Origin of the sequence: Succinimonas sp., assembly GCF_045225735.1 — a bacterium.
Classification (GTDB): domain Bacteria; phylum Pseudomonadota; class Gammaproteobacteria; order Enterobacterales; family Succinivibrionaceae; genus Succinimonas.
In genome coordinates this window covers 13,168-39,987 of sequence record NZ_JBGVBR010000031.1, presented here as the reverse complement: position 1 = coordinate 39,987, position 26,820 = coordinate 13,168, and the positions used below count along the sequence as shown (strand labels likewise).

The 26,820-nt window shown below is 50.4% G+C and carries 18 protein-coding genes; 5 read left to right on the top strand and 13 right to left on the bottom strand.

Annotated elements, in window-relative coordinates:
* Positions 1-268: 268 nt before the first annotated feature.
* Positions 269-5,515 carry a PKD domain-containing protein gene (locus ACJROR_RS01160; RefSeq protein ID WP_406545499.1) on the bottom strand — a complete coding sequence of 1,749 codons (5,247 nt, stop codon included), beginning with the start codon at positions 5,513-5,515 and terminating at the stop codon, positions 269-271.
* Positions 5,516-5,822: 307 nt separating this feature from the next.
* Between ACJROR_RS01160 and ACJROR_RS01155 the strand changes: the two genes are divergently transcribed.
* Entirely contained in the window at positions 5,823-6,401 is a 579-nt protein-coding gene (locus tag ACJROR_RS01155) for a hypothetical protein (protein ID WP_406545498.1), read from the top strand.
* A 137-nt stretch (positions 6,402-6,538) separates the two neighbouring features.
* On the opposite strand, the gene ACJROR_RS01150 is transcribed toward ACJROR_RS01155, so the two are convergent.
* From ACJROR_RS01150 to queA, 8 genes are all read right to left on the bottom strand, one after another.
* Entirely contained in the window at positions 6,539-7,270 is a 732-nt protein-coding gene (locus ACJROR_RS01150; protein WP_406545497.1) for an RNA methyltransferase, read from the bottom strand.
* Between the two features lie 90 nt (positions 7,271-7,360).
* Positions 7,361-8,353, bottom strand: coding sequence for a hypothetical protein (locus tag ACJROR_RS01145; protein WP_406545496.1), 993 nt, complete (start codon positions 8,351-8,353; stop codon positions 7,361-7,363).
* 219 nt (positions 8,354-8,572) lie between these two features.
* On the bottom strand, positions 8,573-9,544 hold the full coding sequence (gene secF / locus ACJROR_RS01140; RefSeq protein WP_406545495.1) for a protein translocase subunit SecF: 972 nt from the start codon (positions 9,542-9,544) through the stop codon (positions 8,573-8,575).
* A 10-nt stretch (positions 9,545-9,554) separates the two neighbouring features.
* Positions 9,555-11,438, bottom strand: coding sequence for a protein translocase subunit SecD (gene secD / locus ACJROR_RS01135; RefSeq protein ID WP_406545494.1), 1,884 nt, complete (start codon positions 11,436-11,438; stop codon positions 9,555-9,557).
* 70 nt (positions 11,439-11,508) lie between these two features.
* A complete protein-coding gene (gene yajC / locus ACJROR_RS01130) occupies positions 11,509-11,877 on the bottom strand; it encodes a preprotein translocase subunit YajC (protein WP_406039638.1) in 369 nt (122 codons plus the stop codon).
* Positions 11,878-12,228: 351 nt separating this feature from the next.
* On the bottom strand, positions 12,229-12,975 hold the full coding sequence (locus tag ACJROR_RS01125; RefSeq protein WP_406039636.1) for an aminotransferase class IV: 747 nt from the start codon (positions 12,973-12,975) through the stop codon (positions 12,229-12,231).
* A gap of 239 nt (positions 12,976-13,214) precedes the next feature.
* Positions 13,215-14,324 carry a tRNA guanosine(34) transglycosylase Tgt gene (gene tgt, locus ACJROR_RS01120; RefSeq protein WP_406039634.1) on the bottom strand — a complete coding sequence of 370 codons (1,110 nt, stop codon included), beginning with the start codon at positions 14,322-14,324 and terminating at the stop codon, positions 13,215-13,217.
* Between the two features lie 15 nt (positions 14,325-14,339).
* A complete protein-coding gene (queA, locus tag ACJROR_RS01115) occupies positions 14,340-15,428 on the bottom strand; it encodes a tRNA preQ1(34) S-adenosylmethionine ribosyltransferase-isomerase QueA (RefSeq protein WP_406545493.1) in 1,089 nt (362 codons plus the stop codon).
* 466 nt (positions 15,429-15,894) lie between these two features.
* Between queA and ACJROR_RS01110 the strand changes: the two genes are divergently transcribed.
* Positions 15,895-16,137, top strand: a complete 243-nt coding sequence (locus tag ACJROR_RS01110; protein WP_406545492.1) for a hypothetical protein — start codon at positions 15,895-15,897, stop codon at positions 16,135-16,137.
* A gap of 446 nt (positions 16,138-16,583) precedes the next feature.
* On the opposite strand, the gene ACJROR_RS01105 is transcribed toward ACJROR_RS01110, so the two are convergent.
* The 4 genes from ACJROR_RS01105 to malE all read right to left on the bottom strand — a co-directional run bounded on the left by ACJROR_RS01105 (position 16,584) and on the right by malE (position 21,794).
* The gene (locus tag ACJROR_RS01105) at positions 16,584-17,720 is read right to left on the bottom strand and encodes an ABC transporter ATP-binding protein (RefSeq protein ID WP_406039630.1); all 1,137 of its coding nucleotides are present in this window, start codon (positions 17,718-17,720) and stop codon (positions 16,584-16,586) included.
* A 71-nt stretch (positions 17,721-17,791) separates the two neighbouring features.
* A complete protein-coding gene (gene malG, locus ACJROR_RS01100) occupies positions 17,792-18,712 on the bottom strand; it encodes a maltose ABC transporter permease MalG (RefSeq protein ID WP_406545491.1) in 921 nt (306 codons plus the stop codon).
* A gap of 3 nt (positions 18,713-18,715) precedes the next feature.
* Positions 18,716-20,341, bottom strand: coding sequence for a maltose ABC transporter permease MalF (gene malF, locus ACJROR_RS01095; RefSeq protein ID WP_406545508.1), 1,626 nt, complete (start codon positions 20,339-20,341; stop codon positions 18,716-18,718).
* 259 nt (positions 20,342-20,600) lie between these two features.
* On the bottom strand, positions 20,601-21,794 hold the full coding sequence (malE, locus tag ACJROR_RS01090) for a maltose/maltodextrin ABC transporter substrate-binding protein MalE (protein WP_406039624.1): 1,194 nt from the start codon (positions 21,792-21,794) through the stop codon (positions 20,601-20,603).
* 532 nt (positions 21,795-22,326) lie between these two features.
* Here malE and ACJROR_RS01085 point away from each other — a divergent pair.
* The 3 genes from ACJROR_RS01085 (at position 22,327) to ACJROR_RS01075 (ending at position 26,793) form a co-directional block, all read left to right on the top strand.
* Positions 22,327-24,174, top strand: a complete 1,848-nt coding sequence (locus ACJROR_RS01085; protein WP_406039622.1) for a DUF3413 domain-containing protein — start codon at positions 22,327-22,329, stop codon at positions 24,172-24,174.
* A gap of 5 nt (positions 24,175-24,179) precedes the next feature.
* Complete coding sequence (locus tag ACJROR_RS01080; RefSeq protein ID WP_406545490.1) at positions 24,180-25,028, top strand: tetratricopeptide repeat protein; 849 nt, start codon at positions 24,180-24,182, stop codon at positions 25,026-25,028.
* Positions 25,029-25,464: 436 nt separating this feature from the next.
* Positions 25,465-26,793, top strand: coding sequence for an ATP-binding protein (locus tag ACJROR_RS01075; RefSeq protein WP_406545489.1), 1,329 nt, complete (start codon positions 25,465-25,467; stop codon positions 26,791-26,793).
* Positions 26,794-26,820 lie beyond the last annotated feature (27 nt).

Sequence of the window (26,820 nt, the reverse complement as noted above, 5' to 3'; positions counted from 1 at the left end):
TTGCCCCGACTTACTCATGGAGCACTCGAACTCATGGAGCACTCGAACTCATGGAACACTCGAACTCCGGGAGCGCTCAAAAGCCGTTGCTCACCGGAATATAGCAGATTACCGATCCTGACGCAACTATACCGGTATTCCCCCGGCATTCCCGCACCAGCGGCATCATCTCCGGAAAGCGGATCCGCTGATTTCCCTGAAGCTCAGATCAAAAAAGGCCGCAGGATAATCCTGCAGCCCTTCATTTCACCTTTCTGAAAATTCAGACTTACTTCTTATTCTTTCTTCTTCTCAGGAAGAGAGAGCCCAGAGACAGCATGGCCAGAGAGAGCATGTCCATGGCGCCGCCGCCCTTCTTGCCGCCGGAACCTGCGGAAGAATCACTGTCGGAATCGCTTTCCCAGTCCGGATCCGGGGTAATATTGTCATCACCGCCCGGAGTCACCTCGGACTCAGCTTTCTTTACAGTAAGCGGAATATAGCCGGAGAACACATTGGTATCCTGAGCGGTGGCATCGATGCCCTCGGTTACCAGACGGTAATCACCGGCTTCGGCAAAATCGAGCTTGAGCTCATTGCCCTTCTTCACCGTGACATAGTCATCGCCGGAGGTGGCATCGCAGTCCACAGTCGAACCATTGGTAACACGGCAGAGGGTGTAGCCGTCCATGCCCTGAACCGCAGCGCTCTGAGAGGCGGCGCCGGTCTTCTTGTATACCTTATAGGTCATGTCCAGCTTTTCCACGATCAGCGTAAAGAGCTTGCCTACGTATACATCCAGCGGAGTAACCTCGGCGTTGTCAGCGGTAACCACGCCGATCTTGCTGGCAGAGCTGCCGCCGTTTCCGGAGCCGAAGCTGAAATCAGGCACTTCGCCTTCCTTCCAGTAGCCTCTCACATATACGGAGTGCGTATCGGTGGCCACTGCCTGATCCTCACTGTCAAACACGGTAACAGACACAATGTGAGTGCCGGCCTTGCTGAAGGACCAGTTAAGCACCGGATTGCTAACCGTAAGCTTCTCGCCGTCGACCTCCCAAACAAAGCGTCCGATAGTGCGGTTGCCGCCCAGCTTGGCATTGGCTGCGGAATACTGCGCGCGGCTCAGGGCGTTAACCTCGGCGGGGCCCTCGATTTCCACAAAACCGGTTACCTCGCCGCTGTCATTAACCTGAACAACGGCTTCCGCAGAGGTCTTGAGACCCTCATTGTCGGTAACGGTTACAACTACCTTGTGAGTACCATAGGAGGAGAACTTATGGGTGAAGGAGGTTACCTTGCCGGAAGCGATCTCCGCGCCGTCTACCAGCCAGGAGTAGCTGGCGATCTCACCATCGTCAGAGGCCACAGCAACAAACTCCACGGCTGCATCAAGAGCGGCAGCGGTAAGCTTCGGAGATACGGAAACCACCGGAGGCAGGTTCTCGGAAGGAGGTACCACGGTGATCTCGGCAGAGGCTGTGCCGGAAGCGCCCTTGGCATCAGTTACGGTTACCGAGTAGCGGGTGGTTTCCTCAGGGGTTACCGTGATCCTGGCAGTGGTCTCACCGGTGCTCCACTTGTAGGTGATTTCATCGCCGTCGGCATCACTGGAAGCAGAGGCATCAAGAACAGCGCTGCCGCCGGTCTTAATGGTGGCGGCGGAGCTCTCAATAACGGCTACCGGAGCATGATTATCCACACCGCGGACGGTTATGGTAATCACCTCCTGAGCAGTCCGGCCGTCTCTGTCGGTTACCGTGAGCTTGTAGGAAGTGGTAGCTTCCGGAGTAACTCTGATAGAAGATGTGGTCGCGCCGGTGTTCCAAGAATAGGTGAGTCCGGCTCCGGTGGAACCGGAGGCGTTCAGAGTTACGGTCTCGCCCTGATCAATCTCGGTAGCGGAAGCGGTGATCACAGCCTTGACCGGAATGACATCATCAGAGGAGGAGGCCACAATCTTCTGAGTCTCCGTCATGGTATCCCCGGCGGAGGAGGACTTCTTCATGGTTACGGTATATTCGCCGGCTGCCTTGTAGGCATGGGAAACCTCATAGCCGGAAGCCGTTTCGCCGTCGCCGAAATCCCAGCTGATGTTTTCGTAATCATAGGCAACGCCACAGCCGTTATCCCAGCCCGGAGCGGTCCAGAATTTGGCAGTGAGTCCGTTAACCTCGGCCACAATGGGAGCAGGGAGAGCTCCATTCGGGAAGCACTCTTCTTCAGACTTAACGTTAACGGTAACCGTAGCAGCGGAAACCGCACCCTGATTGTCGGTTACGGTAACGGTATAGGAGGTGGTCTTCTCCGGAGTAACCGTGATCTTGGCAGTGGTCTCACCGGTGCTCCACTTGTAGGAGGAGATGGTGCCGTCAGGATCGGTGGAACCGGAAGCATCCAGCACTACGGAGGTGCCCGGAGCCACCACTTCAGCGCCGCCGGAAATCACAGCCTTAGGAGCCTTGTTTCTGGTATCCAGCACTTCAGGAATGCCGTCAGTGAGCTTGGTGCCGTCCACAGAGGTATCCTGAACGGAGCTTATAGTGAAGTTGCCGCCGCTGGAGGTCTTGTACCAGTTGTTGCCGCAGTCATTGAACAGGAATTCAATGCCGGTTCTGTCGCTGTCAAAGCTGAGATCCTTCTTGTACCAGCCCTTTCCGGCATCGTCCATCTCCACTCCCGGAGGAGTTGTCCAGTCGGTTTCAGCTCCCGGAGTGCCGCGATAGTGGATGCACACCTTGGTAAGCCCCTCGGCGGACGGCTTGAAGTAGATGGTGGCATTGTTCGGGATATCCGTAGGAGCGCCTTCGGTTACTGATCCGTTCTGAGCAATGGTGTAAACGCCCTTGGAGAGACACTTGCCGTCAGCGGAAGGATAGAAGGTGTTTTCGCCGTTGTTATGAATTCTGATATCGGCGCAGCCGGCGTCACGGGTATAGGTGACGGTGGTCTTGAAGTAGCCGGAGCTCTTAACATCGTCCATGGACTGGGAGCTCCAAGCGCCGGTGCCGGAATCCTTGTAATCAAGATATACCGAGCCGGTATCGGAAGCGGCCGGCTTGGCATAAACGGTAACCTTGTCGGTAAGCACCACGGCCCCGTCGGTGAAGAACATATGAGTGCCTTCGATCTCGCCGTTCACATCCTCTTCATAACCGGCGCCCTTCTGGGTGTAGCGGCCGGCGCCTACGTAGGTATGGCCGATTTCGCTCCGGGTAACATTGCCCAGATTGTCAGTGGCCTCCATGTAGTAGTCCACCAGCTGATCCCGGAAGTCGGTGATATAGGCATAGTAGGTATCACCGATCTTCTGAGCCGGCAGCACCTCATAGTTCTTGGAGACGGCATTGGCCTGCCAGGCAACGCCGTTCTTCACCGGATCCAGCTCGCGCTTCTTGGTGCTGTAGACCTTCCACTCGCCTACCTGATTCACGTCCACATTGGGCTGACCGGTAAAGGCCTTGGGATTGTAAACCCGGGGCGCAATATCGGTAGGAGACATTCTCTTGTCCTTATGGGCGCGGACATAAACCTTCACGTCCTTGATGCCGCTGACGTCATAGGCATAGGTGTAAACAGCCCAGGTGTTGTCGGCAAATGCCGTAGTCCAGCCCTCGGCCTTGCCGGAGTTGGCAGAACCAGGGTTAGTAGGATAGCGCTGCACCCACCACATGGAGGGACCGGTCTTATCCTTGGCCAGATTCTTGGAAACATAGGGCTCGGAGAAGAACAGGGACTGGTTAAAGCCCAGGGAAGGCTTAACATTGTCGTCCACGTTTTCATCATAGTAGCCGAAGCCGGAATCGATGGAGGAGATCAGGAAGTACCAGGCCAGCTCAGCCGGATTGGCGCCGCCCTTGTAATCATTGGCCTCATCGCCCTTCACCGGATAGGACATCATGTAAGGATTAAGCTGATTTCCGGAATAGGTAACCTGCTTCTCGGCATCCGTGGAGGGAGACCAGTAGTTGGGATGGGTATCCAGCCAGATCTGCTCGGCGGTCTTGGCATAGTTCAGAGAAGCCTGCAGAATGGCGAAGTTTCTCTCGAGATAGTGGTAGCCGTATTCCAAAGATACCGCATGGCCGAAGGGAGTGCCGGCAAAATTGGTCGGAAGCTCGAACTCCGTGCCGTTGGCGGTATTGAAATCAGCCAGCTGGCCCTTCCAGACACCCATAGGAATATGCCAGTGGTACCAGTCCGGGTCTGAAGAGGAATCACGGGTGTCCACCCAAGAGCCGTCCTGAACATGCTGAATGTCGTCTGCGGGAATAGGATAGGCCTTCAGGTATTCTTCAACGCCCATGCCCACTACACCGGCAGAAGAGTATTCCTCGCCGGATGCCAGCCATGTGCCGATGGAGCCGGCACGGCCTTCGCCGTTATCGCCGTCGTGAGCGATAACGAAGTACATGGTTCTCCCGCCGGCATCAGCCTCGTAGGAGGGACGGTCGATTTCGTTGGAGGCAGTGGCGATGCCCTCCCAGCCTTCCAGCCAGGATCCGTTCTGATCCACCGGAATGCCGGCAATCTTGGAAACCTCGCCGGTCTCCGGATTTACATACTGCACCCAGTGCGGGATATCGCAGAACGGGAACTTGTTCAGAATGTTCTGCTGCTCGTGAGCCATGCCCACATGCTCCCATTTGCCCTTCTCGTAAACATTCTGGAGATCGGCGCGGTTAGGGGGAGAAACCAGGGTGTCATAAGCAGGGTTTTCATTATTGTACGGATAGTCCCGGAGCGCGCGGGAGAAGTGGTTGTTGCCCATTACGGACCATTCGATGCCCAGCTTCTTAAGAGTGGGGATCAGCCTTTCGGAAAACCCGAGCTCCGTGGGGAAGAAGCCCTTGGAGGATTTGAACTGGGAACCCAGGAAGTAATCCTGCTGCAGAGTGACGTTCTGATAAATAAGATCCTTGAGGAAGTATTCCGGTCCTACCAAGGGGCCCATGGAATGGTGGCCGGTGAAGTGAATAGGATCCAGAGCATTGAAGCCGTTAGTGGTCTTAACGGAACCCACCGTGCTCTTCCAGTCAGCTGACCAGCCCGGTTTATAGAAGGCATTAAAGGATCCTCTTTCCGCAAAATCCTGCACGTTGTTGATAACCGCAGCGGACATGGTCACATGAGTCTGGCTCTTGGGATGACTGCCGTTGTTGGCCCTGGCGGTCTGAGCCGGCCAGACGGTATAGGCATTCTGCTTGGCGTCCCGCATGTAGTACTGTTCCAGATTGTCATGGGGCATGGGGGCGCCGGTGGGCAGCAGATACTTGTAACCGGCCGGAGGATTGGTCTTTATTTCCAGAGCTCCGCCGTCATAGGTGTAACGGATGGGGCTGCCCACTGCGGCTGACTTATAGGTAGAGGTATCATAGTACGGCCAGAAGTTCGGCATGTGATTGTGATAAATGTGCGTAGCAGCAACCACCGCCTCCGCATCCTGAGTAAGCGCAAGGCCGGGGAGAGCCATGGCCAGCCCCACGGCAACTGCCATGGCCTTAGGACGAAAACTGAATGTTTTGTTCTTCTTCATATTTGTCAACTCTTAGGCTTGTTAGCAAGGAATGTTCAACACAGGGAAAGCTCCCGTTTAACCTCCGATTTTACATCCTGAGAAACTATTTTCACAGACAAGATGTTAATAAAGTGTTAATTTTTTGTTATTATTTTACTAATATATGACCGGGTTCAAACTTTGCCGTGAAACATTTCATTTTCCGGAAAAGCACGCATTTTCAAGGAAACGGGGACAGAACCGTGCACATCTCTGGTACAATACAGAAGAAGATAAGCATAAGCTTAAAAAGCTGACACCTGACGAAAACACATAGGGGGATTGTATGAAACTCAGCGAAGAAGACGGCGAACTTTTTATGAAGCTCTGGAGCGAACTCACAGACTATGTTTCAGAACAGAAAAACCTGGAAAACCCGCTCCTCTGGCCGCCTGAAAGGGTAAACACCAAGGAATTTCATACCGCCTACACTGCCCTTCTGGATGCCCTGTTCAGCGAAGACGGAGCTCTCATTGACAGCTTCGTGTCCGCTAATCCGGATCTCCCAGGAGAGCATCAGGATCTGGTGTTATCCTGGAAGAACCACATTACCGACAAATTCATTCTGGAACGCTATCTCAAAAAGGGAGCGGTTTTTCACGGGAGGGGCAAGGCCTTCATTGTGCAGGGCATCAGTGAAAGTCTGGAGGATCAGTACTGGGGCCAGGCTCCCCTGATGGTGGAAACCACCCTGATCCCTTTTCGAAAGGTCATTACCTTCACCCGGATCATCAGCGTCTACTCCATTTCCTTCGGCCCCGGAGCCAGAAGAGGCTTTAAGGAAAGCTACAGTGAAATGAAGGCGGCCAAACGGGTCTACTCCTCGCTGCCGGTTCCTGATGATGACGATGACGACGAATACTGAGGCTGTCCCGGTTCAGCGATAATCAGGGATGATGACAGCATCTGAAATAAGCTCTGAAGAAGCTCTGAAGAAGCCCCGGACATCCCGGGGCTTCTTCACGTCATCCCTGCATCATCTCCGTGTCCTGATCTTTTTCTTCAGTGCTTCTTCAGGGAAGCCATAACGCCGTAAATGATCTGGAGCTCGTGATCGGAGAGATCGGCTTTGCCAAAAATATGCCTGAGCTGTTCCATAATGGTGCCGTTAACCTGAGGCTTAATGAAGCCGCTGGTTTTCAGTGCATTTTCCAGAAAGGAGTAAAAGCTTTCCCACTGCTCATGAGCGGGCTTCAGGGGCTCCTTCACCGGGACAGGGCCGGAAGATAAGACGCTTTTCTCCTGCCGGAGGAGGATCTGGCGAAGCTCATAGGCCAGCACCTGCACGCTCATGGCCAGATTAAGGGAGGAATAAGCCGGATTGGCATCAATGTTAATATGGATATCGCACCTGGCGAGCTCGGCATTGGTAAGCCCGGAGCTTTCCCGGCCGAACACCAGGGCAACCCGTTCCCCGTTAGCAGCATGGGACAGCGCCCGGGCGAGGCCTTCCCTGGGCTGATAAAGCGGTCTTTCCAGCGAACGGCGCCGGGCGGAGGCTCCGGCTGCAAAAGAAACGTCCCGGAGCGCCTCGTCCAGAGAGGATACTATGGTAATAGTCCTAACCACATCAAAGGCTCCGCCGGACAAAGCCTCTGACTCCGGGGTGATCACCGGACGGTCGGTAACCACGGTAAGACGGGAAAGGCCCATGGTTTTCATGGCCCGGGCTGCGGATCCGATGTTGCCGGGATGGGTAGGCTCCACCAGCACCACCCGGATGAGATCAAGCATTTTCAGAGATTCCGGACTCAAAGAACCCGGCATTGGCTGTTCCTGAACCATTTTTTGCGATTCTTAAAATTTCCCTGCGTATTTCCGGACTTATGACTTCTTTTCCGCACTGGCGCCGTTTCCGGGAGCGCTCTCGGGGTCTCCCTCGGGAGCAATGGGCGCGTCCTCGGGAGCCGCCTTATGATAACCGCCCTTTCTGGACAGCTCCTTTCCGGCGTAATGATATTCCAGATAATAGGTAACGTTGGTCATCATGGCCAGCCGGAAATAGTCATTGGCTCTTTCTTCTTCACCTTTGATCTGATGGTACTTGCCAAGATAGAAATAGGCCTCGCACAGTCTTTCGGTTTTCTGTTCCTCGGTGGCACCGTCCAGAACGTGCTCCCAGAAGTCCGCCTCGGAACGGAGTCCCAGCATGACCTGAAGCATTCTCACATTCCAGAGATCCTCCCGATCGGCAAGAAGCCGGAATCTTTCCTGAAGTCTCGGAACGGCCTGTTCCGGATGCAGCTTTGATTCAATAATATAAAGCCAGACAATGCGGAAGACATCATTGCGATCCTCAAGATAATACCTGCTGAAATCCTCATGGGCCATCTGATCTCTGAGACCGTAGTAAAGGGCAATGCCCCGGGCCGAGTAGATGCTGCTCAGGGTCGGCTCCAGTTCCAGGGCCGCATCAAAGGCGTCATAGGCTTCAAGATACTTGCCGTCCATGGCCAGCATTACCCCGAAGTAGCCGTACCCCTCGGCAAACTGCAGATTTTCCTGAATGGCGGACATAATCCCCAGCTGCGCCAGAAAAGAAAGACCGGTCTTGTCATAGACGAAGCTTCTCTCATAAAGCAGACGGGCTCTTTCCGTCTTGGTGATATGGGGATCAGCGATCTGGCGGGAAAGCTTGATAATCAGCATCTGATCAGAGGTATCCACCACCCGGGGAGTTACAATTTTGATAAATGACGGATCAATATGACCGTCAGACACCGTCCCGGCGCTCACATTCATTCCCGCGCATCCCGTGAGAATAAAACCGCCCAGCATCAGGGACAAAAAAACTCTGTTAAACATTGCTGCACGCATTGCTGATTCCTGTTATCCCGCATATTCCGGGAAAAAAACACATCCCCGCAGGGCTCCTTCGTATAGTGGCTTTCGCATTTTTATTTTAATGCATTGAAGGAAAATAATGACAGAGAGGGCCGGTAACGTAAGACAAAATGTGAACTTAGCCTGCGAGAGCATAAAAAAACCGGGAAAACGCCAAGGTAATCCCGGTTCGTCATCTGAAAGAACTTCGTTTTAGTCCGGGTAAGGCACCTCGGCCTCAGGCTCGCCGATATCCTTCTTGATCTCCATGGGGAGCAGATTCTCTCTCTGAATCTTGAGCAGGAGCGGCCAGGTAGAAGCCACATAGATGGAGGAGAAGGTACCGAACACAATGCCTACCAGGAGGGCCAGAGAGAAGCCGTAAATCATCTCGCCGCCCAAAAGCAGGAGAGCCATTACGGTAATGAGAGTGGTTCCCGAGGTGATGATGGTTCTGGAAAGAGTTTCGGTAAGAGACACGTCAAACAGTCTGTCCATGGGCATTTTGTGCAGACGTCTGGCGTTTTCGCGGATACGGTCAAACACCACGATCTTGTCATTCAGGGAGTAGCCCACCACGGTGAGCACCGAGGCCAGCACCGTAAGGTCGTACTCCACCCACATCAGGGAAAACACTCCCAGCACCACAAACACATCGTACACCAGAGAGATCACGGCTCCGGTAGCCATACGCCACTCAAAGCGGGCGGCAATATAGGCCAGCATCACAATCAGCGATACCACAATGGCCACAATGCCGCTGGTAACCAGCTCCTCGCCCACGGCCGGTCCCACAAACTCGCTTCTGGTGACCTGAGCTCCGGAATTCATGGAGGTTACGGCTGTTTTAACCTTTTCGGTAATGCCCTGCTGATTCTCCCCCTCTTTGGGACGCAGTCTTATGGAAACGTCCCGGGAGGTGCCGAAGAACTGCACCACAGCGCCTTCAATGCCGTTTTTCGCCAGACTGGCGCGCACCTCCTCCAGATTAACCGGCTCGCCTGAGGGATTCTCGGGGTACTGCACCTCGATAACGGCGCCGCCGGTAAAGTCAAGTCCCCAGTTAAGGCCCTTAACGCCCAGAAGAACAATGCAGCCTATTACCAGGAGCAGACACAAAGCCTCCACCGGCTTTGCGATTTTCATAAAAGGGATAACGGTTCCCTGCTTAATTACCTGAAACATAGCTTCTCCCTTAAATCCACAGCTTCTTGATATTGCGTCCGCCTACAGCCGCATTTACCACGGCTCGGCAGGCGGTAACAGCCGTAAACATGGAGGATACCAGCCCCACCATCAGCACCAGGGCAAAGCCCTTGACGGAGCCGGTGCCCACCAGGAACAGAATCAGAGCCACGAAGAAGGAGGTAATGTTGGAATCCGCAATGGTCACAAACGCCCTCTCATAGCCGAGATTGATAGACTGCTGCACGCCCCGGCCGTTTCTGATTTCCTCGCGGATGCGCTCGTATATCAGCACGTTGGCGTCCACCGCCATGCCGATGGTCAGCACGATGCCGGCGATGCCCGGAAGAGTCATGGTGGCTCCCGGTATCAGAGACATAAGGCCGACAATGAGCACAAAGTTCATCAGAAGCGCCAGATTGGCCACAAGACCGAAGGCCCGGTAGTAGATGATCATGAAAATAAAGAGTATTCCCATACCCCAAAGCATGGCCGTCATGCCGTTTATGATGTTCTGCTGTCCCAGACTGGGGCCGATGTTTCTTTCCTCCACAATCTGAATAGGAGCGATAAGAGCGCCGGCGCGGAGCAGGAGGGCCAGATTATGGGCTTCCTGCGGGGAATCCAGACCGGTAATGCGGAACTTGGTGCCCAGGCGGGCCTGAATGGTGGCCACGTTAATGATCTGCTGCGCCTTGCGGAAGCGGGGTCTGTTCTCCGCATCAGTTCCGGCTGCCTCGGAAGCTGCATCCTGATCAATGGCCTTGTACTCGATAAAGTTGGTGGCCATGGGATCGCCGATATGATCCCGGGTAAAGTCGGACATGATCTGACCGCCCTTGGAATCCAGACTGATATTAACCTCGGGACGAGAGTTTTCATCCATGCCGCTCCGGGCATCGATAATATGATCGCCGGTTAAGATTACTCTCTTGGCTACCACTACCGGCTGATCGTCCTTGCTCATGATGACTTCGGAATTAGGAGACACCTTGCCGCTGGCGGCATCCTGAATGTCAGCTGCCTGATCCACCAGCCGGAACTCCAGAGTGGCTGTGGCGCCGAGGATTTCCTTGGCCCGGGCAGAGTCTTCAACACCGGGGAGCTCCACCACAATTCTTTCCGCGCCCTGTCTCTGCACCAGAGGCTCGGCCACGCCCAGCTCGTTAACACGGTTTCTGATAATGTTGATATTCTGCTCCACGGCATAGGTGCGGATTTCCTTAAGCTTCTCCGGCTTTACCTGAGCAGTGATGACAAACTTGCCGTCAGCCTTTTCATCTGACTGAAACACCATGTCCCCGTGTTTTCTCTTAAGGAGCTCCAGGGCCTTATCCATGGTTTCGGCATCCCGGAAGAAGATCTGAACATCAGTGCCAACGGCCTGAGCTCCGGTAAGACGGATCTTCTCCTGACGGAGCTCGGTTCTGAAATCCTGCACCGTCTGGCCGATAATCTTCTTCATGGCTTCATCCATGTCCACCTCCATCAGGAAGTGAAGGCCGCCCCGGAGATCGAGACCCAGCTTGAGAGGATGAGCTCCGATGCTTCTGAGCCAGTCCGGAGTGGCAGCGGCAAGATTGAGAGCTACCACATATTTATCTCCCAGCTCCTTGGACAGCTTGTCCTTGACGCTGAGACGCAGGTTATTATCCTTAAATCTGATAAGCGCCTGACCGTTCTCATGCTCAATTTTGCACTGATCGCTGCTGCACAGAGGATTCACCACCCCCTGAATCCGGGACAGATCGCTTTCTGCCAGGGTAACGCCTCTGGTTCCTGAAATCTGAATGGCCAGATCCTCGCCATAAAGGTTCGGAAGAGCATAAATCGCTCCCATTATCAGTATCAGGATTATCAGCAGGTTTTTCCATAACGGGAATTTGTTTAACAAAACCGCCTCCTTGTATTCCCGCGGCAGGTTCGGCTGACTCCGCTGCCGCTGTTTGGTAATCCGGTAAAACTTATTTCAGATCCGCAGTCTTCACCACGTCGAAGGTTCCTTTGGGAAGCACGCCGGCAACATTGACGCGTCTTATCATCAAAGTGCCGCTGGCACTGACCTGAACAGTGTAGTAATCACGGTTTTCGCTGATTTTAACAATCTTCCCCACAATACCGCCGGTAGTATAGATTTCATCACCCGGCTTCAGCTGGGACAGAATCTGCTCCATTTCCTTTCTCTTCTGATTCTGGGGCCGCATCATCAGGAAATAGAAAACGACAATAAAGCCCACCATGATGATGAGAAAGGTGAAATCAAACTGCGGCTGAGGAGCCTGAGCGGCTCCGGCGGCTGCTTCATCAGCCAGCGCTGTTGGAAAAAAATTCATGAACTTACCTCAATTGAGCAATGCATACATTCAAGTGGTGCATTATAACCAAATAGGAGATCCTCCGCACGTTTTTTAACTGACATGGAAATGCCGTTTCCGGCGGAAGCATAAGTTACGGGGAATAAAAGCAGGGAATACAGTAACGGCATCCTCGGGGAAAAGAAGGTTGAAAAACAGGTGAAAAGGGGAAGAAAAAATCCCGAAATTTCAGAATAACATGAGGAAAAAAAGAAGCCCGGGGCTCGGAAAGCCGCAAAAACTGCTTAAAGCGTTTCTGACGGCAACGCGCCACATCTGTCAGCGCTCTTTTTCTGTCAGCGGGTTCTTTCTGTCAGCGGGTTCTTTCTGTCAGCGCACTATCTGAGCCGGCATCTCGTTAAGAATTGCGCTTACCAAAAAGATGCGGTCAGCAAGGTAGAGATCGTTCAGCTCGAAAAGACCTTCCTTTATGATGTACCCCCGGGCCTGATAGCGATCTATGGTCTTCTGCCGGGCCACTCCGGCCACGATGCCGGCGCTGATGCTGGGAGTATAGATAATCCTTTTCATCTGCCAGAAAATATTGGCCTGACAGCACTGGGCCACATAATTATCGGTATTCAGAAAAATAATCTCGTCAGCGCCGTCCCGGCGGGCTGCATGGAGGGCCAGACTGCTTTCCACCCGGGAAAGAGTCATATATCTGGAGGTCAGCCCCGCTGCCGGCATGCGCAATCTGCTGATCTTGATCCGGTAGCCCCGGCGATAATCCTCCTCCGGAATCTCCCGAGAATCATGAGAAATCAGAAATTCCGCATGGGGATAGCGATCCGCCACAATGTATACCGACACGGATCCGAAACGGATACCCCGGATGCGGATAAGAGCGCTCAGGGCATTTTCCAGGCGCCTGAGAGAAAATTCTCCGGTAAGTCCCAGTTCTTCCTTGCCGGCCAGAAGACGGCGGTAATGCTCGGCCAGGTTTTCCGCCCTGATAATGTTGCGATCCTTCTCATAAAGGATTCTCATGGTCTCGAAAATGCCAAGCCCGTTAAGAAAACCGTCGGGAAGATAGCCGCCGATTTCTTCAATGCCATCATCGGTTATTCTGAACATCTGCTGCCTCCGAAACCCCTGATCCGAAAATCCCTGTCCCTGTTTCCGGACAGTCCTCAAGAGCGAAAACTCCTCAGGCGCAAAAACAGCGCGGGAGATCCCGCTTAAAAGGATAACGGAGACCATTTTACTGAATTACAAAAGCCTCTCAAAAAATCATGATCCCAAAATTCAGCCGGATTCACCAAATTTTGCAGGATATGGTTTCTGACGGTGATCCCCTTAACGATTCTGCGGCATCAGTCGTTTTCCGGATAGATTTTGAAGAACTCTTCAGCGAACCTCTCAAAGGTCCCCTGGGCGATTTCCGCGCGGATCCTTTCCATAAGATGCTCATAAAATCTGAGGTTGTGAATGGTGTTAAGCCGGGCTCCCAGCATTTCGCCGCATTTATCAAGATGATGGAGATAGCTCCGGGAGTAGTTTTTGCAGGTATAGCAGTCGCATTCCGGATCCAGAGGCCCGAGATCCTGACGATAACGGGCATTTCTGAGCTTAACCACCCCTGAGGACGTGAAGAGATGGGCATTTCTGGCATTTCTGGTGGGCATGACGCAGTCAAACATATCAACGCCCCGAAGCACGCCGGAAACTATATCCTGAGGCTTTCCCACCCCCATGAGATAACGGGGGCGATCCTCCGGCATCGCTGCGGTTATATGATCAAGAATGCGATGCATGTCAGCCTTCTCCTCGCCCACCGCAAGACCGCCGATGGCATAACCGTCAAAGCCGATGTCCAAAAGGCCCTCCAGTGATTTATCACGGAGATCCTCGTAAATGCTGCCCTGAATGATTCCGAAGAGCGAGTTGGGATTATTGAGCCGGTTAAATTCCTCCCGGGATCTTTTAGCCCAGCGAAGACTCAGGTTCATCGACCATTCCGCTTCATCATGTGTTGCCGGATACGGAGTGCATTCGTCAAGACACATAACAATATCGGAATCAAGATCCGTCTGAACCTGCATGGATATTTCCGGGGAAAGAAATACCTTATCGCCGTTTACCGGACTCCTGAAGTAACAGCCCTCCTCCTTGAGCTTGCGGAGCTTCCCCAGGGAAAACACCTGAAAGCCGCCGGAATCAGTGAGGATAGGACGTTTCCAGTTCATAAACTCATGAAGTCCGCCATGGAGCCGCACCACCTCCATGCCGGGACGCAGCCAGAGATGAAAGGTATTCCCCAGAATAATGTCGGCATCAATGTCCCGCACCTCCTCCGGAGTGAGTCCCTTAACCGTTCCGTAGGTGCCCACAGGCATAAAGGCCGGAGTCCGCACGATGCCCCGGGGAAAAACCATTTCGCCGAGCCTGGCTCTGCCGCATTTGGCTTTAAGAGTAAATTCCATAAAAAGTCGGTTCCTTTAATTGTGTTCGCACAGGCGTTCAATATCTTCCCGGGATTCGGGACAGGGATTTTTGGTGATAAACATGGCATCGCCGTAGCTGAAAAAGCGATACCTGTTTTCTACCGCAAAACGGTAGGCCGCCATAGTATGCCGGTATCCGGCAAAGGCGGCCACCAGCATAATTAGAGTTGATTCGGGGAGATGGAAATTGGTAATCAAAGCGTCAATCACCCGATAACGGTATCCCGGATAGATAAAAATCGAGGTGTCTGAGGCAAAAGGCTCCAGATCGCGATCGTTCTTTTCGGCAGCCTGAGCCGCGCTTTCCAGAGATCGCACGGAGGTGGTGCCCACGGCAATCACCCGGCCGCCCTGCTCCTTAACCTCCCGGATTGCAGCAACAGTTTCGGGAGGCACTACGGCATACTCCGAATGCATGTGATGCTTAAGAACATCATCCTCCTTCACCGGCTGGAATGTGCCCGCTCCCACATGCAGGGTCACCCAGGCAAACCGGACGCCCTTTTCCTGCAGTTTCCGCATTAACTCCTCATCAAAATGAAGTCCCGCTGTGGGAGCGGCCACGGCTCCGGGATCCCGGGCGTAAACAGTCTGATAGCGCTCCCGGTCTTCGCTGGTATCGGGTCTGTCAATATAAGGCGGCAGCGGAATATGTCCGATATCATCAAGGATGGTAAAAATATCTGCTTCCCCGTCAAATTGAACCTCAAAAAGATCTCCCTCCCGGGAAACCATGGTGGCTGTGTACCCTCCGTCAAAAAACAGCCGGGCTCCGGGTTTGGGCGAACGGGAAGATCGCAGGTGGGTGAGAGCGGTATGAGAACCGGTAACCCTTTCTATGAGGATCTCAAAGGCCCCGCCGGATTCCTTCTTCCCGAAAAGACGGGCCGGAATCACTTTTGTATTATTAAAAACAAGAAGATCTCCGGGATTGACTAAATCCAGAACATCGTAAAAATGCCCTTCCCGGAGCGTGCCGTCTTTGCCGTCAAGTCTTAAAAGACGGCTATGGGTGCGTTCCGGGGCCGGGTATCTGGCAATAAGCTCCTGAGGGAGTTCAAAGTTAAAATCTGATCTCAGCATGATATGGCGGACAATAAGACAAAAAGCATTGACAAAGTCATTTCTGAAAACTGTGACGGATCTTAAGAACTGAACACGGTTTTTGCAACTGTTACGAGCAATTATTTCCTGAGAACAGGAGTCTTTCCGCCCTCAGCAAGCTTGGCCGTACCTTGGAAAAACAACATGGGGACACAAAAGCCAATTAACGTTTCAGGTATCCTCCCCCAAACCGGAAACAGAGCTCTGACAAATTGCGGCCAAAAACGGAATAACGAACAGATTTGTCAGCAAGCAAGCCTCTGTGTGCTAATCCGCGGCACCAAAAAAAATTTTCTAAAAACTTGACACATATCACATGTTTTGTGATAATAACTGCGATATGACTTCTTTGGTCAATCGTTCATTAGTCACTTTGTATTCATAGTTATTGTTTTAATAACGCCACTCCTTCTCTGAGGGAGTGGTCTTTTTTTATGGACGCTCCATGAAAAGCTTTGCAAGCGCAGCGGAACCGTTACGGCTTTGTCTGAAGGCCGGCATCGGCATCTCCGGAGAAACTCCATTCATGTTAGCGCGGCTTATTACGAAACTGCTCCCTCAGCCGCATCCGCCGGCTCCTCTAACTGTTTTCCCGGGAAGCATCAGAAAATCTCTTGGCCAGATACAGGAAATTGCAGCAGATCTAAGCAAGCAGGTTAAAACATTGCATAAAAAAGGTTATTATTAAATTTTTGGGTTTTAATGCCAGGGTGAATATCAAAGGCTGGTGTCATAGTTATCAATAAGAGTTCATCCGTAATTTTGATTGTTATTACAGGAATGTATTTTGGTAAGGAATCAATCAGATGTCAGTGGAACCAAGATAACAAAATCAGCAGTACTGAATAGCAGCCTGATAATCAGTTTAGTTATCAAGACCGCCTAATAAATAATTTAAAAATATCAAGATTTTGCAATAGCTGAATTATAATTAATAAATTACCAAACTCAAGCATTCCGATTAACTGTAAATTAAAAATCAGTAATTAATATAGAAATTACAATTGAATTACTTTAATTACTGAAATCAATTGATATATCCTAATTTCAAAAATAAATAAACACAACTTAATCTCTAAAAAAGAAAAAGGCGATGTTCGCACACCGCCTGTCTCTTAGCTAGGATTGATTCAATTAAGAACGATTGTACTTGGAGGTTCTTCTGAAGGCCTTCTCTTCATGGTCAAAGAGATAGCATGCCTTGGCTGGAATGCCTACTTCCAATGAATCACCGGTATCAACCGGGATTTCGGAAGCAGCCTTAACAGTGAAGTCCTCACCGTCAACGTCCATGTAAACAAAGGATTCAGCTCCCAGGTGCTCTGCTACCTGTACCACACCGGAAAGACGGTTTTCTGCATCCGGATGATCAACAGGAACCAGGTGCTCAGGACGAATACCTAATTCAACCTTATCGCCAACGTTAGCGCGACGGGCATCAACACAGGCAGTGATCACATCTCCGGTGTTAAGCTTGACGCGGCAGCGTTCTTCGCCAATCTCAATAAGCTGGCCCTTGAGGAAGTTCATCTTCGGGGAGCCGATAAAGCCTGCCACAAACTTGTTGCAAGGATTATGATAAAGCTCCAGAGGAGAACCGAACTGCTCCAGATTGGTTTCAGCAGAATCCTTGAGCGGGCTCAGCACTGCAATGCGGTCAGCCAGAGTCATTGCCTCAACCTGGTCATGGGTTACGTAAATGATGGTAGCATTGAGTTCCTTATGGAGCTTGGCAATCTCAATACGCATCTTTACGCGGAGCGCTGCATCGAGGTTGGACAGCGGCTCGTCGAAAAGGAACACGTTAGGCTGCTGCACAATGGAACGGCCGATGGCCACACGCTGACGCTGACCGCCTGACAGAGCCTTGGGCTTTCTGTCCATGAGAGCTTCAAGACCGAGAATCTTGGAAGCATGAGCCACACGCTTCTCGATGGTGTCCTTATCGAACTTCTTCAGCTTAAGACCGAAAGCCATGTTTTCACGCACATCCATGTGAGGATAAAGAGCATAGGACTGGAACACCATGCCTACACCGCGCTCTACCGGAGGGATGTCGTTCATGTAAACGCCGTCAATCTTGAGTTCGCCGCCAGTGATATCTTCAAGACCGGCCACCATACGGAGAAGAGTTGACTTGCCGCATCCGGAAGGTCCTACGAAAACGATGAACTCGCCGTCCTTGATGTCAAGATTGATGTTACGCAGAGTATCCTTGAGAACACCAAGCTTATAGTTTTTCAAAACATTTGTTAAAGTAACTTCAGCCATTTATATAGCTCCGAATTAAATAATTCCCTGTAAAGGCGGCACCATACAGCCCGTACCGCCAAAATTAACCATTAGCCCTTTACACCGCCTGCAGTGAGACCGCCGACCAGCCAGTGCTGAGCCAGGAGGAACACTACGGTAATCGGGAGACCGGACATAACTGCTGCGGCAGCAAAGTCGCCCCACTTCTTGTCCTGGGAAGCCATGTACTGCTGAGAACCTACTGCAAGAGTGTAATCATTTACATTGTCAGTAAGCAGAATGCTGGCCACCGGAACTTCGGTGATGGTACCGATAAAGGCAAGAATGAACACCACTGCCAGAATCGGCACGGAAAGCGGCAGCAGCACCAGTCTGAAAGCCTGCCACGGGGTAGCGCCGTCAATTGCAGCTGCTTCTTCCAGAGACGCATCAATGGTTTCAAAGTAACCCTTGATTGTCCAGATGTGCAGCGCAATGCCGCCCATGTACGACAATATCAGACCGCCGTGGGAGTTAAGACCCAAAGCCGGAATATAGGAGCCGATGTTATCAAACAGAGCATAGATGGCAACCAAGGCCAGCACTGCCGGGAACATCTGGAACACAAGCATGCAGTCCAGGATGAACCCCTTGCCCGCAAAGTTCAGACGCGCAAACGCATAGGCGCTGGTGGTTGAAAGCACTACGATAAAGGCTGCGGTTACTACTGAAATATAAATTGAATTCCAGAGCCAGCGCAGTACCGGGAACGGCGGTAACACTTCCTTCCCGCTGGGATCTACATAAGAGATTCCCAGAGCCAGCTTCCAATGATCCAGCGTCAGCGAATCGAATCCCGGGAAGAAAAGTCCCAAAATACTGTCAGATACGTTGGTGGCAAAATTACCTTCACGGAACGAAATCATCACCACCATGAACAGGGGGAACAAAATCGCCATGAGGAAGATGCACATGAACGCATGAGTTGCCCAGATGCGATATTTAATCGACTTTGGTTGTACTATTGCCATTTGTTATCTCCCTGTGTCCCTCTTGGTTAACTTGAGCTGAGCAACTGCCAGAGCGCCTACCAGAATGAATATCATGGTAGCGATTGCAGATGCCAGACCATAGTCATGTCCGCCGGCGCCGCCTTCAAATGCCAGACGGTAGGTATAGGACACGAGCAAGTCAGTAGCGCCTGCCATGGTAGCTGTGGTGCTGCCAGGTTCAGGCAGATAGTCAGGACCGCCGTTGGTCAACAACATGATAAGAACGAAGTTGTTGAAGTTGAAGGCAAAGGATGCAATCATCAGCGGGAACAAAGGCTTCCACAGAAGCGGCACGGTAATGTTGAAGAAATTCTGGATAGGACCGGCTCCATCCATGGCTGATGCTTCATAGAGATCATCCGGAATGGATTTGAGAAGACCCATGCAGAGAATCATCATATAAGGATAACCCAGCCAGGCGTTAACGATCAAAAGCATCATACGAGCCAGATTCGGGGAAGTGGTCCATTCAGGCTTCACGCCGAATACAAAGTCAATGATTCTGTTGATTTCACCGAAATTCTCGTTAAAGAGTCCCTTGAATACCAGAATGGAAATAAATGAAGGAACTGCATACGGCAGAATGAGAATTACGCGGTAAATAGCGCGGCCCTTGAGGAATTCCCACTGTGCAAAGCAGGCCAGCACCATGCCGATAGCAAGAGTAATGCCTACGGTGCCCAGAGCAAAAATTACAGTCCAGATAAAGATCTTGACGAACGGCTCTCTGATGTTGCTGTCAGTGAAAATTCTCTTAAAGTGAGAGAAGCCAACACCGACACGGAAACCAGGAGTGTAGTTCTCGCCCTCGAACTCGCCGGTCTTGTCATCTATGTAACGGAAGTAACCTCTTTCCATGTCGGGCATGAAAAGCTTCTGGGTCTGGTTATCAAGAAGCAGATGCGGGTTCTTGAACATACGGCCATTACCGAGAACCTTGCCGTCAGGAAGCTGAGTGAACTTCTTTCTCATGGCGCCGAAGGTGTGCAGGTCGATCATGGAAAGTTCGTTGGAATCAAGACTCACCTTAACGGTCTTAAGGAAGTCGCGGAACTTCATGGTGCACTTAATGCCGCAAGGAGTGGGCTGATAGTTGCTGTCAACCTTTTCCACGTGAATAGTGTTCTTCTCAACGCTGAGTCTGGTAGTCTCCTTGGCCATGTCATCCTTGTCATAGAAACGGATATCGGATGACTTATAGGTTTCAACAGGAGTAACAGAACCGTCAGGAGCTGTCTGTCCGCCGGTGGTGAGCACTATTGAATAAAGTCCCTTGTTGCTGCTTTCAACAATACTGAACTTGTATTCTCCGCCCTCTACGCGGTACTTTTTCTGGAGATGGAATTCTTCAGCTCTTTCGAGAGTGAACAGGTTATTATCTGAATAGTTGGTAAAAGAGATGTAAATCGTATATACCAGCGGGAAGATAATAAACACAATCATGCTGGCTATACCCGGGAATATATAGCGGTGCGGGTAGAAGCGGTTAAACCAGAACGCCGCCAGACCTCCGCCAATTACCACGGCGAACAACCCTGCAAATGCATACTGTCCATCCGAAAGCATTGAGCCAACCCACCACAAACCAAACAGCAGAATTGGCAACATGATCAGGATTTTTCGTAAAGCTCCGGAATCGCCCTTGGCGGCTCCTCCTCCTGAAGCTTTTCCTCCATTCTTAATAGATTCCATGCTAACAAACCTTAAAAACAAACAAACCTAGCTTTTCTGTTATGTAATAAACCATGAGCTTTATTACAAATAAAAACTTTAATAATCTCTTATTAAAGTTTTTACTTCTAAAAACTCTTTAAAAAGCTCCGGAATTTTACTTCCGAAGCCTCTAAAAACAGCTTAAGCTTAGCTATTACTGTTCAATACGACGTTCAGCAGTGCTGAGTGCTTCGTCAACAGTCTGACGGCCCTTGGTGGAGTTGGTCAGAGCAGTCTGGAAGGAAGACCAGAAACGGTTCATTTCTGCTACGTTAGGCATCGGATGACCAACTTCAGCGTTAGCTCTGGTTGCAGCGATACGGGAACCGATCTTAGGATCAGCCTCAAGCTTCTTTTCGAAGGAGTTGAGAGCTGCCACGCCGAGCTGCTTGTCATCGTTCATAGCCTGGAGGCCTTCATCGGTGAGCAGGTACTTCTCAAGGAACTCCTTGGCAAGATCCTTGTTAGGAGAAGCGGCATTGATGGTCATGCCCTGAACACCTACGAACGGATGAGCCTTCTGGCCATTGAGGGAAGGAATGGCATTAACGGAAATGTCAACCTTCTTGGTGTCATAGTTGCCCCATGACCACGGTCCGTTGATGATACATGCAACCTTGCCGTTAACGAAGGAAGAATCCATTACACCGTAGTCAACACCCTTTTCCATATGGCCGCTCTTGATGAGGTCAACCAGGAAGTTAACACCCTTCTTTGCGCCGTCGTTGTTAACACCGGAATCCTTAACGTCATAGCCAGTTGCAGTCTTCTTGAATGCATAGCCGCCGTTAGCGGAAATCAGCGGATAGGTGAAGTAGCCGTTGTTGTAATCCCACATAATGGCGCGCTTGCCTTCTGCCTTCAGCTTGTCATCAAGAGCGATGAAGTCTTCGAATGCCTTAGGAGCATCCTTGACAATAGCCTTGTTACAAATGAGGCCGATAGCTTCGATAGATACAGGATAGCCGTAGTACTTGCCGTCTACCTTCATAGCTTCCCAGGCAAAGTCAGCAAAGCGAGCCTTTTCTTCAGCGGTCGGTTCAATCGGGGTGAGGAGAGCCTGCTTAGCCCATTCGCCAAAACGGTCGTGAGCCCACATAAAGATATCAGGGCCGTTACCGGTAGCAGCGGTCTGCTGGAACTTGTTTTCAACCCCGTCAGGATGCTGAACAGTAACCTTAACACCAGTAGCCTGCTCGAACTTCTTACCTACCTTGGCAATACCGTCATAAGCCTTGTCGCCGTTAACCCAGATGGTGAGCTGACCTTCTTCAATACCGGCAACAGCGAACTGAGATAAGCCAAAAGCGGCCAAACCAACTACAGTTGCTAAAACACTCTTTTTCATTAGTCTATCCTTTTATATATTTACCAGATGAGACGGCATCACTGTCAAAACAGCAAAACAGCTAGCCTAACAGATAGAATGATAGACGATATCAGGATCCACTACACAACAAAAAAAGCGAATTTTTCTACATTGCTCATGTTTTCATGATTAAGCAACGGCAATTTTACGCAACAATTACGCATTGACAGCGTTTTCAGGCACTGCCCCGTTATTTTAAAAGCTCTCTCCGGAGCTCTGCGCCTGTCAGGATTGTCATTAAAATTTCCCCGCACAAAACCTGAAGCAGGATCGGAGACAGCTTTTATTCTGAATTCTTTCATCGCTGAAGCAGTCTGCCCCGTTCCCCTCCCCTGCCGGCGCCTGATAACTTACTTTTAAGACGCAAGCTTCGTCAGCCGCATTCCCCTGGAAAAGCCGCAAGAAATATGCGGTATGGAATAAAAAGCCTGTTTTGCCTTATAATGCAAATCGGCGCTAATATCACAAGAGTCACTGATGCGTCATAGATTCTTTATTGCAGGGTCGTTTAATGGATAACCTGAAAATTCCCAGTTTTTTTACCTACAAGGACGAAGTTTCCCGCACCATAAGCTGGGGACACTGGTTTCTGTTCCTGAACATTTTTCTGGCCGTGGCCATCGGACTCAGTTATCTTTATAACACTCCCACACCATCCACCAGTCTCGGCATTGTTTACCTTATCATCAGCTGGCTGGGACATTTCAGCTGTCTGGTAACCATTATCTACATCCTGATCTTTTTTCCGCTTTCCTTTATCGGCAATCTTAAAATCTACCGAGTGCTGGCAGTTATTCTGACGGTGATCCTGTTCATGATCATGCTGGTAGACGTGAAGCTGTATCAGGCCATAAAGATTCATATCAATCTCTCGGTACTGGATCTCTTTTTTGAGCAGGAGGGATTCTCCACCGGGCTTAACTTTAATTTCCTTTATATAGCAGCTCCGGTGCTCCTGGCTATAGAATGTCTTTTCTCCTCGCTGTCCTGGCATCACATATACACCCGCAGCCATCAGAAGCTCAGCTTTTTTGTCTCCTCCATATTTCTGATTTCATTTTTCTCAGCCCACATCATGCATATTTGGGCTGATGCTTACAAATACGTGCCTATCACTCAGCAGAAATCCATTTTTCCGGCATACTATCCCATGACTGCCAACACATTCCTGAAGGAGCATGGCTGGATCGTGGACATTCAGGAAGGGGCGCAGAACGAAATCGAAAGAAAGAATATCGATCGTTATCAGCAGAAGATCCGCTACCCTCTGGAAAATCTGAGAGTAACGCCCAGAGAGGAGCCTCTCAATATTGTCATTGTATTTATCGAAGGACTTTCAAAGAGTTATCTCAATATCGAGTACATGCCGCGCCTGATGGATTTTGCAGCCAGGCACGACTCCTATGAAAACCATTTTCTGGGCAGCAATGATGCCACTCTTTCGGCCTTCGAGGTGATGTACGGCCTCCCCGGACAGTACCTCCCCCTGATCAGATCCAGCGAAACCCCGCCGGTTAACATGACTGAAATGCTGCAGCAGGATTATAAGTTTCAGTCCTTCATGACCGGAAAACCCAGTAAAAAGGTCACCGATTTCCGGGCCATCAGCGGCATTCGCAGAAACCAGCTTAAAAGCTTCTCCTCTGATGAAGAGACCGTCAGAGCGGCAGTGCAATACATCAGAAAGTGGGATCGCTCAAGACCGCAGATGATGATAATCAACCTTAACGCTCCGATAACCCTGAAGGACTCCCAGACCGCCCCGCGGAAATTTCAGCCGGAGATTCCCTACAGCCAGCTGATTTCAGACAATATTGAAATCGGCGACCCCCAGGTATACAACCGTTACTACAACACCCTGCTCAGCACCGATGTCCTTATCGATGAAGTCCAGTCAGCGCTGCTGGAGGAAGGCCGGCTCAAAAACACCGTGTTTATCATTACCGCTCTCCGGGGTATTTCTCTCCCATTCCCGGGATACCAAGATGCCAAATATGACCGCCGCACCTTTCACGTGCCTCTTATTATCAGCTGGCCAGATGCCATTATCCCGGCAAAAATCACGGCGCTCACCAGTTCTCAGGATTTAGCGCCCACCATTTCCAGAGAAATACTAGGCATTCGCAACAGCTACGATACCTACAGCACCGGCATGAATGTGCGGGATCTGGATAACCGCCCCTGGATCCTGAGCGGAGATTCCTCGGAGATCCGCATCATAGCAAGCAATCAGACCACTGCCTTTGACAAGCATGGCAATGCCAGCATCTACAGCGATGATGATGAACACAAGAATCAGCCCAATATGTCAACACTGATTAAGGCCATTAAGATTCTTAATAAATTTAAGGACAAGTAAAGGAAATGATAGAAGTCGCAAATCAAAACAACATCAGGGATATTATCCAAAAATCAGCTGAAAAAACCGTATTATTGTACGTTTTTGATCCGCAGGATCCCAAATCCGCAGCCCTGACTCAGGCTCTGGAAAACGCCGCAGGAGCAGGCAATGAATTCTTAATTCTGGCAGAAGCAGACGTTTCGGATCCTGCTATCTACAGCATCTGCGCTCAGATTGGCATTACTTCGCTTCCGGCTATCTGCGTGCTGGAAAACGGCCGCCCGGTGGATCTGGTGCTTTCTGACAGACTTTCAAATCTGGAGGCTGTTCCCGGTCTCATTGCTTCCTTTATGCCCGCAAAAGAAAAAATTCTTTTTGCGGAAGCTGTGAAGCTTGAGGAAGCCGGCAAAAACCACGAAGCCTTTGCCAAGCTTCAGGAAGCCTTTGAAATAGCCCCCAAGGACATCAACATCAGGTTCGGCTTTGCCGATATCGCCATTAAGACCAAAAAACTGGATAAGGCCCGGGAAATTCTGGCAGGAACGGATCCCGCTGATCAGCAGTCCCAGATCTACCAGGATCTTATGGCCGCTCTCACGCTGGCTGAAAAGAACCGGGAAAATCCGGAAACCCGCATTCTTGAGACCCGGCATCAGGAAAATCCCGATGATCTTGACATTGCGGAACAGCTGGCCACCGCCTGGAGTCAGGACGGGAAGACTGAAGAGGCCTTACAGCTTCTGCTCAGCTACCTGAAAAGGGATCTCAACGCCGGAAACATTAAGAAGGTTTATCTTGACATTCTTTCCACCATGAACGGCGATCCCCTGCAGGGCAAATACCGCAGAGCTGTTTACTCTCTGATGTATTAAGTCCGCCCTTTTATTGCAGCTAAAATCCGCTGAAATGGCTGATTGCAGGGCTGATAAGCCCTGCTTCCTTTCCCGCTCCTCCGTTGTACCACCCGCATTCACCCTGAAAAACAAAGCTGTGCCATATCACTCGCACCGTGCGGTGCTTGCATTAAACTTACCATACAATTTTCTCTTGCCATGCGTCTGGTTCGAGCCTGCGATCTGCCCAAAATTGCATTTTTGCGGGAAATCACTCATATAAAACCATTGATTTTGCGTTAAAACAGCCAAACAAAAACTCACAATTTGCTGATAACCTCAAAAAACCAAACTTTTGCGGTGAAACATAACTGCAAAAATCTTACTTTTGCGGTAAATTCGATTTATAAAAACTGTATTTTTGCCCCCTTGTTCCCGCCAAAAGCAGGATTCACCGTAACGGAATCAAGCAATCATGTTTAAAAGAAAAATCTATGACAAACTTCTCCAATGGAAACATGAATCAAACGGCAGTACGGCACTTCTCATTGAAGGAGCACGGCGCGTTGGGAAGTCAACAGTAGTTCAGGAATTTGGTAAAAATGAGTACGACAGTTTTATTTTTATAGATTTTTCAGCAGCAAAACAATCTGTGCTGGAACTATTTAATAATTTTTCTGATCTAAACTACTTTTTTCTCCAGATCCAACTCCAGTACAAAACAGATCTTATCGAGAGAAAGTCTTTGATAATCTTTGACGAAGTGCAGCTGTGCCCCAAGGCCCGTCAGGCAATTAAGCACCTCGTCAGGGATCACCGTTACGATTACATAGAAACCGGTTCGCTAATTTCCATTCGCCGGAACGTGAAGGATATTGTCATCCCCAGCGAAGAAAGAAAACTCAGCATGTATCCCATGGATTACGAAGAATTTCTCTGGGCTGTGGGTGACAGCGCAACCTGTCGTCTCCTGCGGCAGGCCTTTGAATCCGGAATAAAACTGGGAGAAAAAACAAATCGGGAACTTCTGCAGCGGTTTCGGCTGTATATGCTGGTAGGAGGCATGCCGCAGGCCGTGGATGCCTATCTTAAGTACAACAATTTTAAAAAGACAGACCTGGTAAAACGGGACATCATCAATTTGTACATGAACGACTTTGCTAAAATTGATCCCAAAGGACGAATTTCAGCCTTATTTGAAAACATCCCGGCTCAGCTTAACAAAAATGATTCCAGATATCACGTATCCAGCGTCCTCAAAAATTACCGCGCAGAAGACATTCTGGAACTGGTTTTCGAGATGCAGAATTCAGGAATCGTTCTGACGTCCTATCATACCAATGACCCGGTTATAGGGATGTCCGCCATCAAGGATCTGACAAAATTCAAGCTTTACATATGCGATACCGGGCTTTTTGCAACCCTCATGTTCAAGGATAAGGATTTCACCGATAACGTAATTTACGAAAAACTCCTTAACGATAAGCTGCCGTTTAATTTAGGATATCTGTATGAAAATGCTGTGGCTCAGATGCTGACAGCAGAGGGAAACAGTCTGTTTTATCATACTTTTCAAAACAAAGAGAATAAACGCAAATTTGAAATTGATTTCTTAATTTCCCGAAAAAATAAAATCTGTCCTCTTGAAATAAAATCATCCGGTTACCAGACACATGCTTCTCTTGACGCTTTTATTGAAAAATACCACGCCCGGATTCTCTCAAGCTATGTCATTTACACCAAGGACACGAAAAAAGAAAACAATATCCAATACCAGCCTGTCTATATGGTGCCGTTTCTATAGCTCATGAACTGCAAAACCAACCGAATA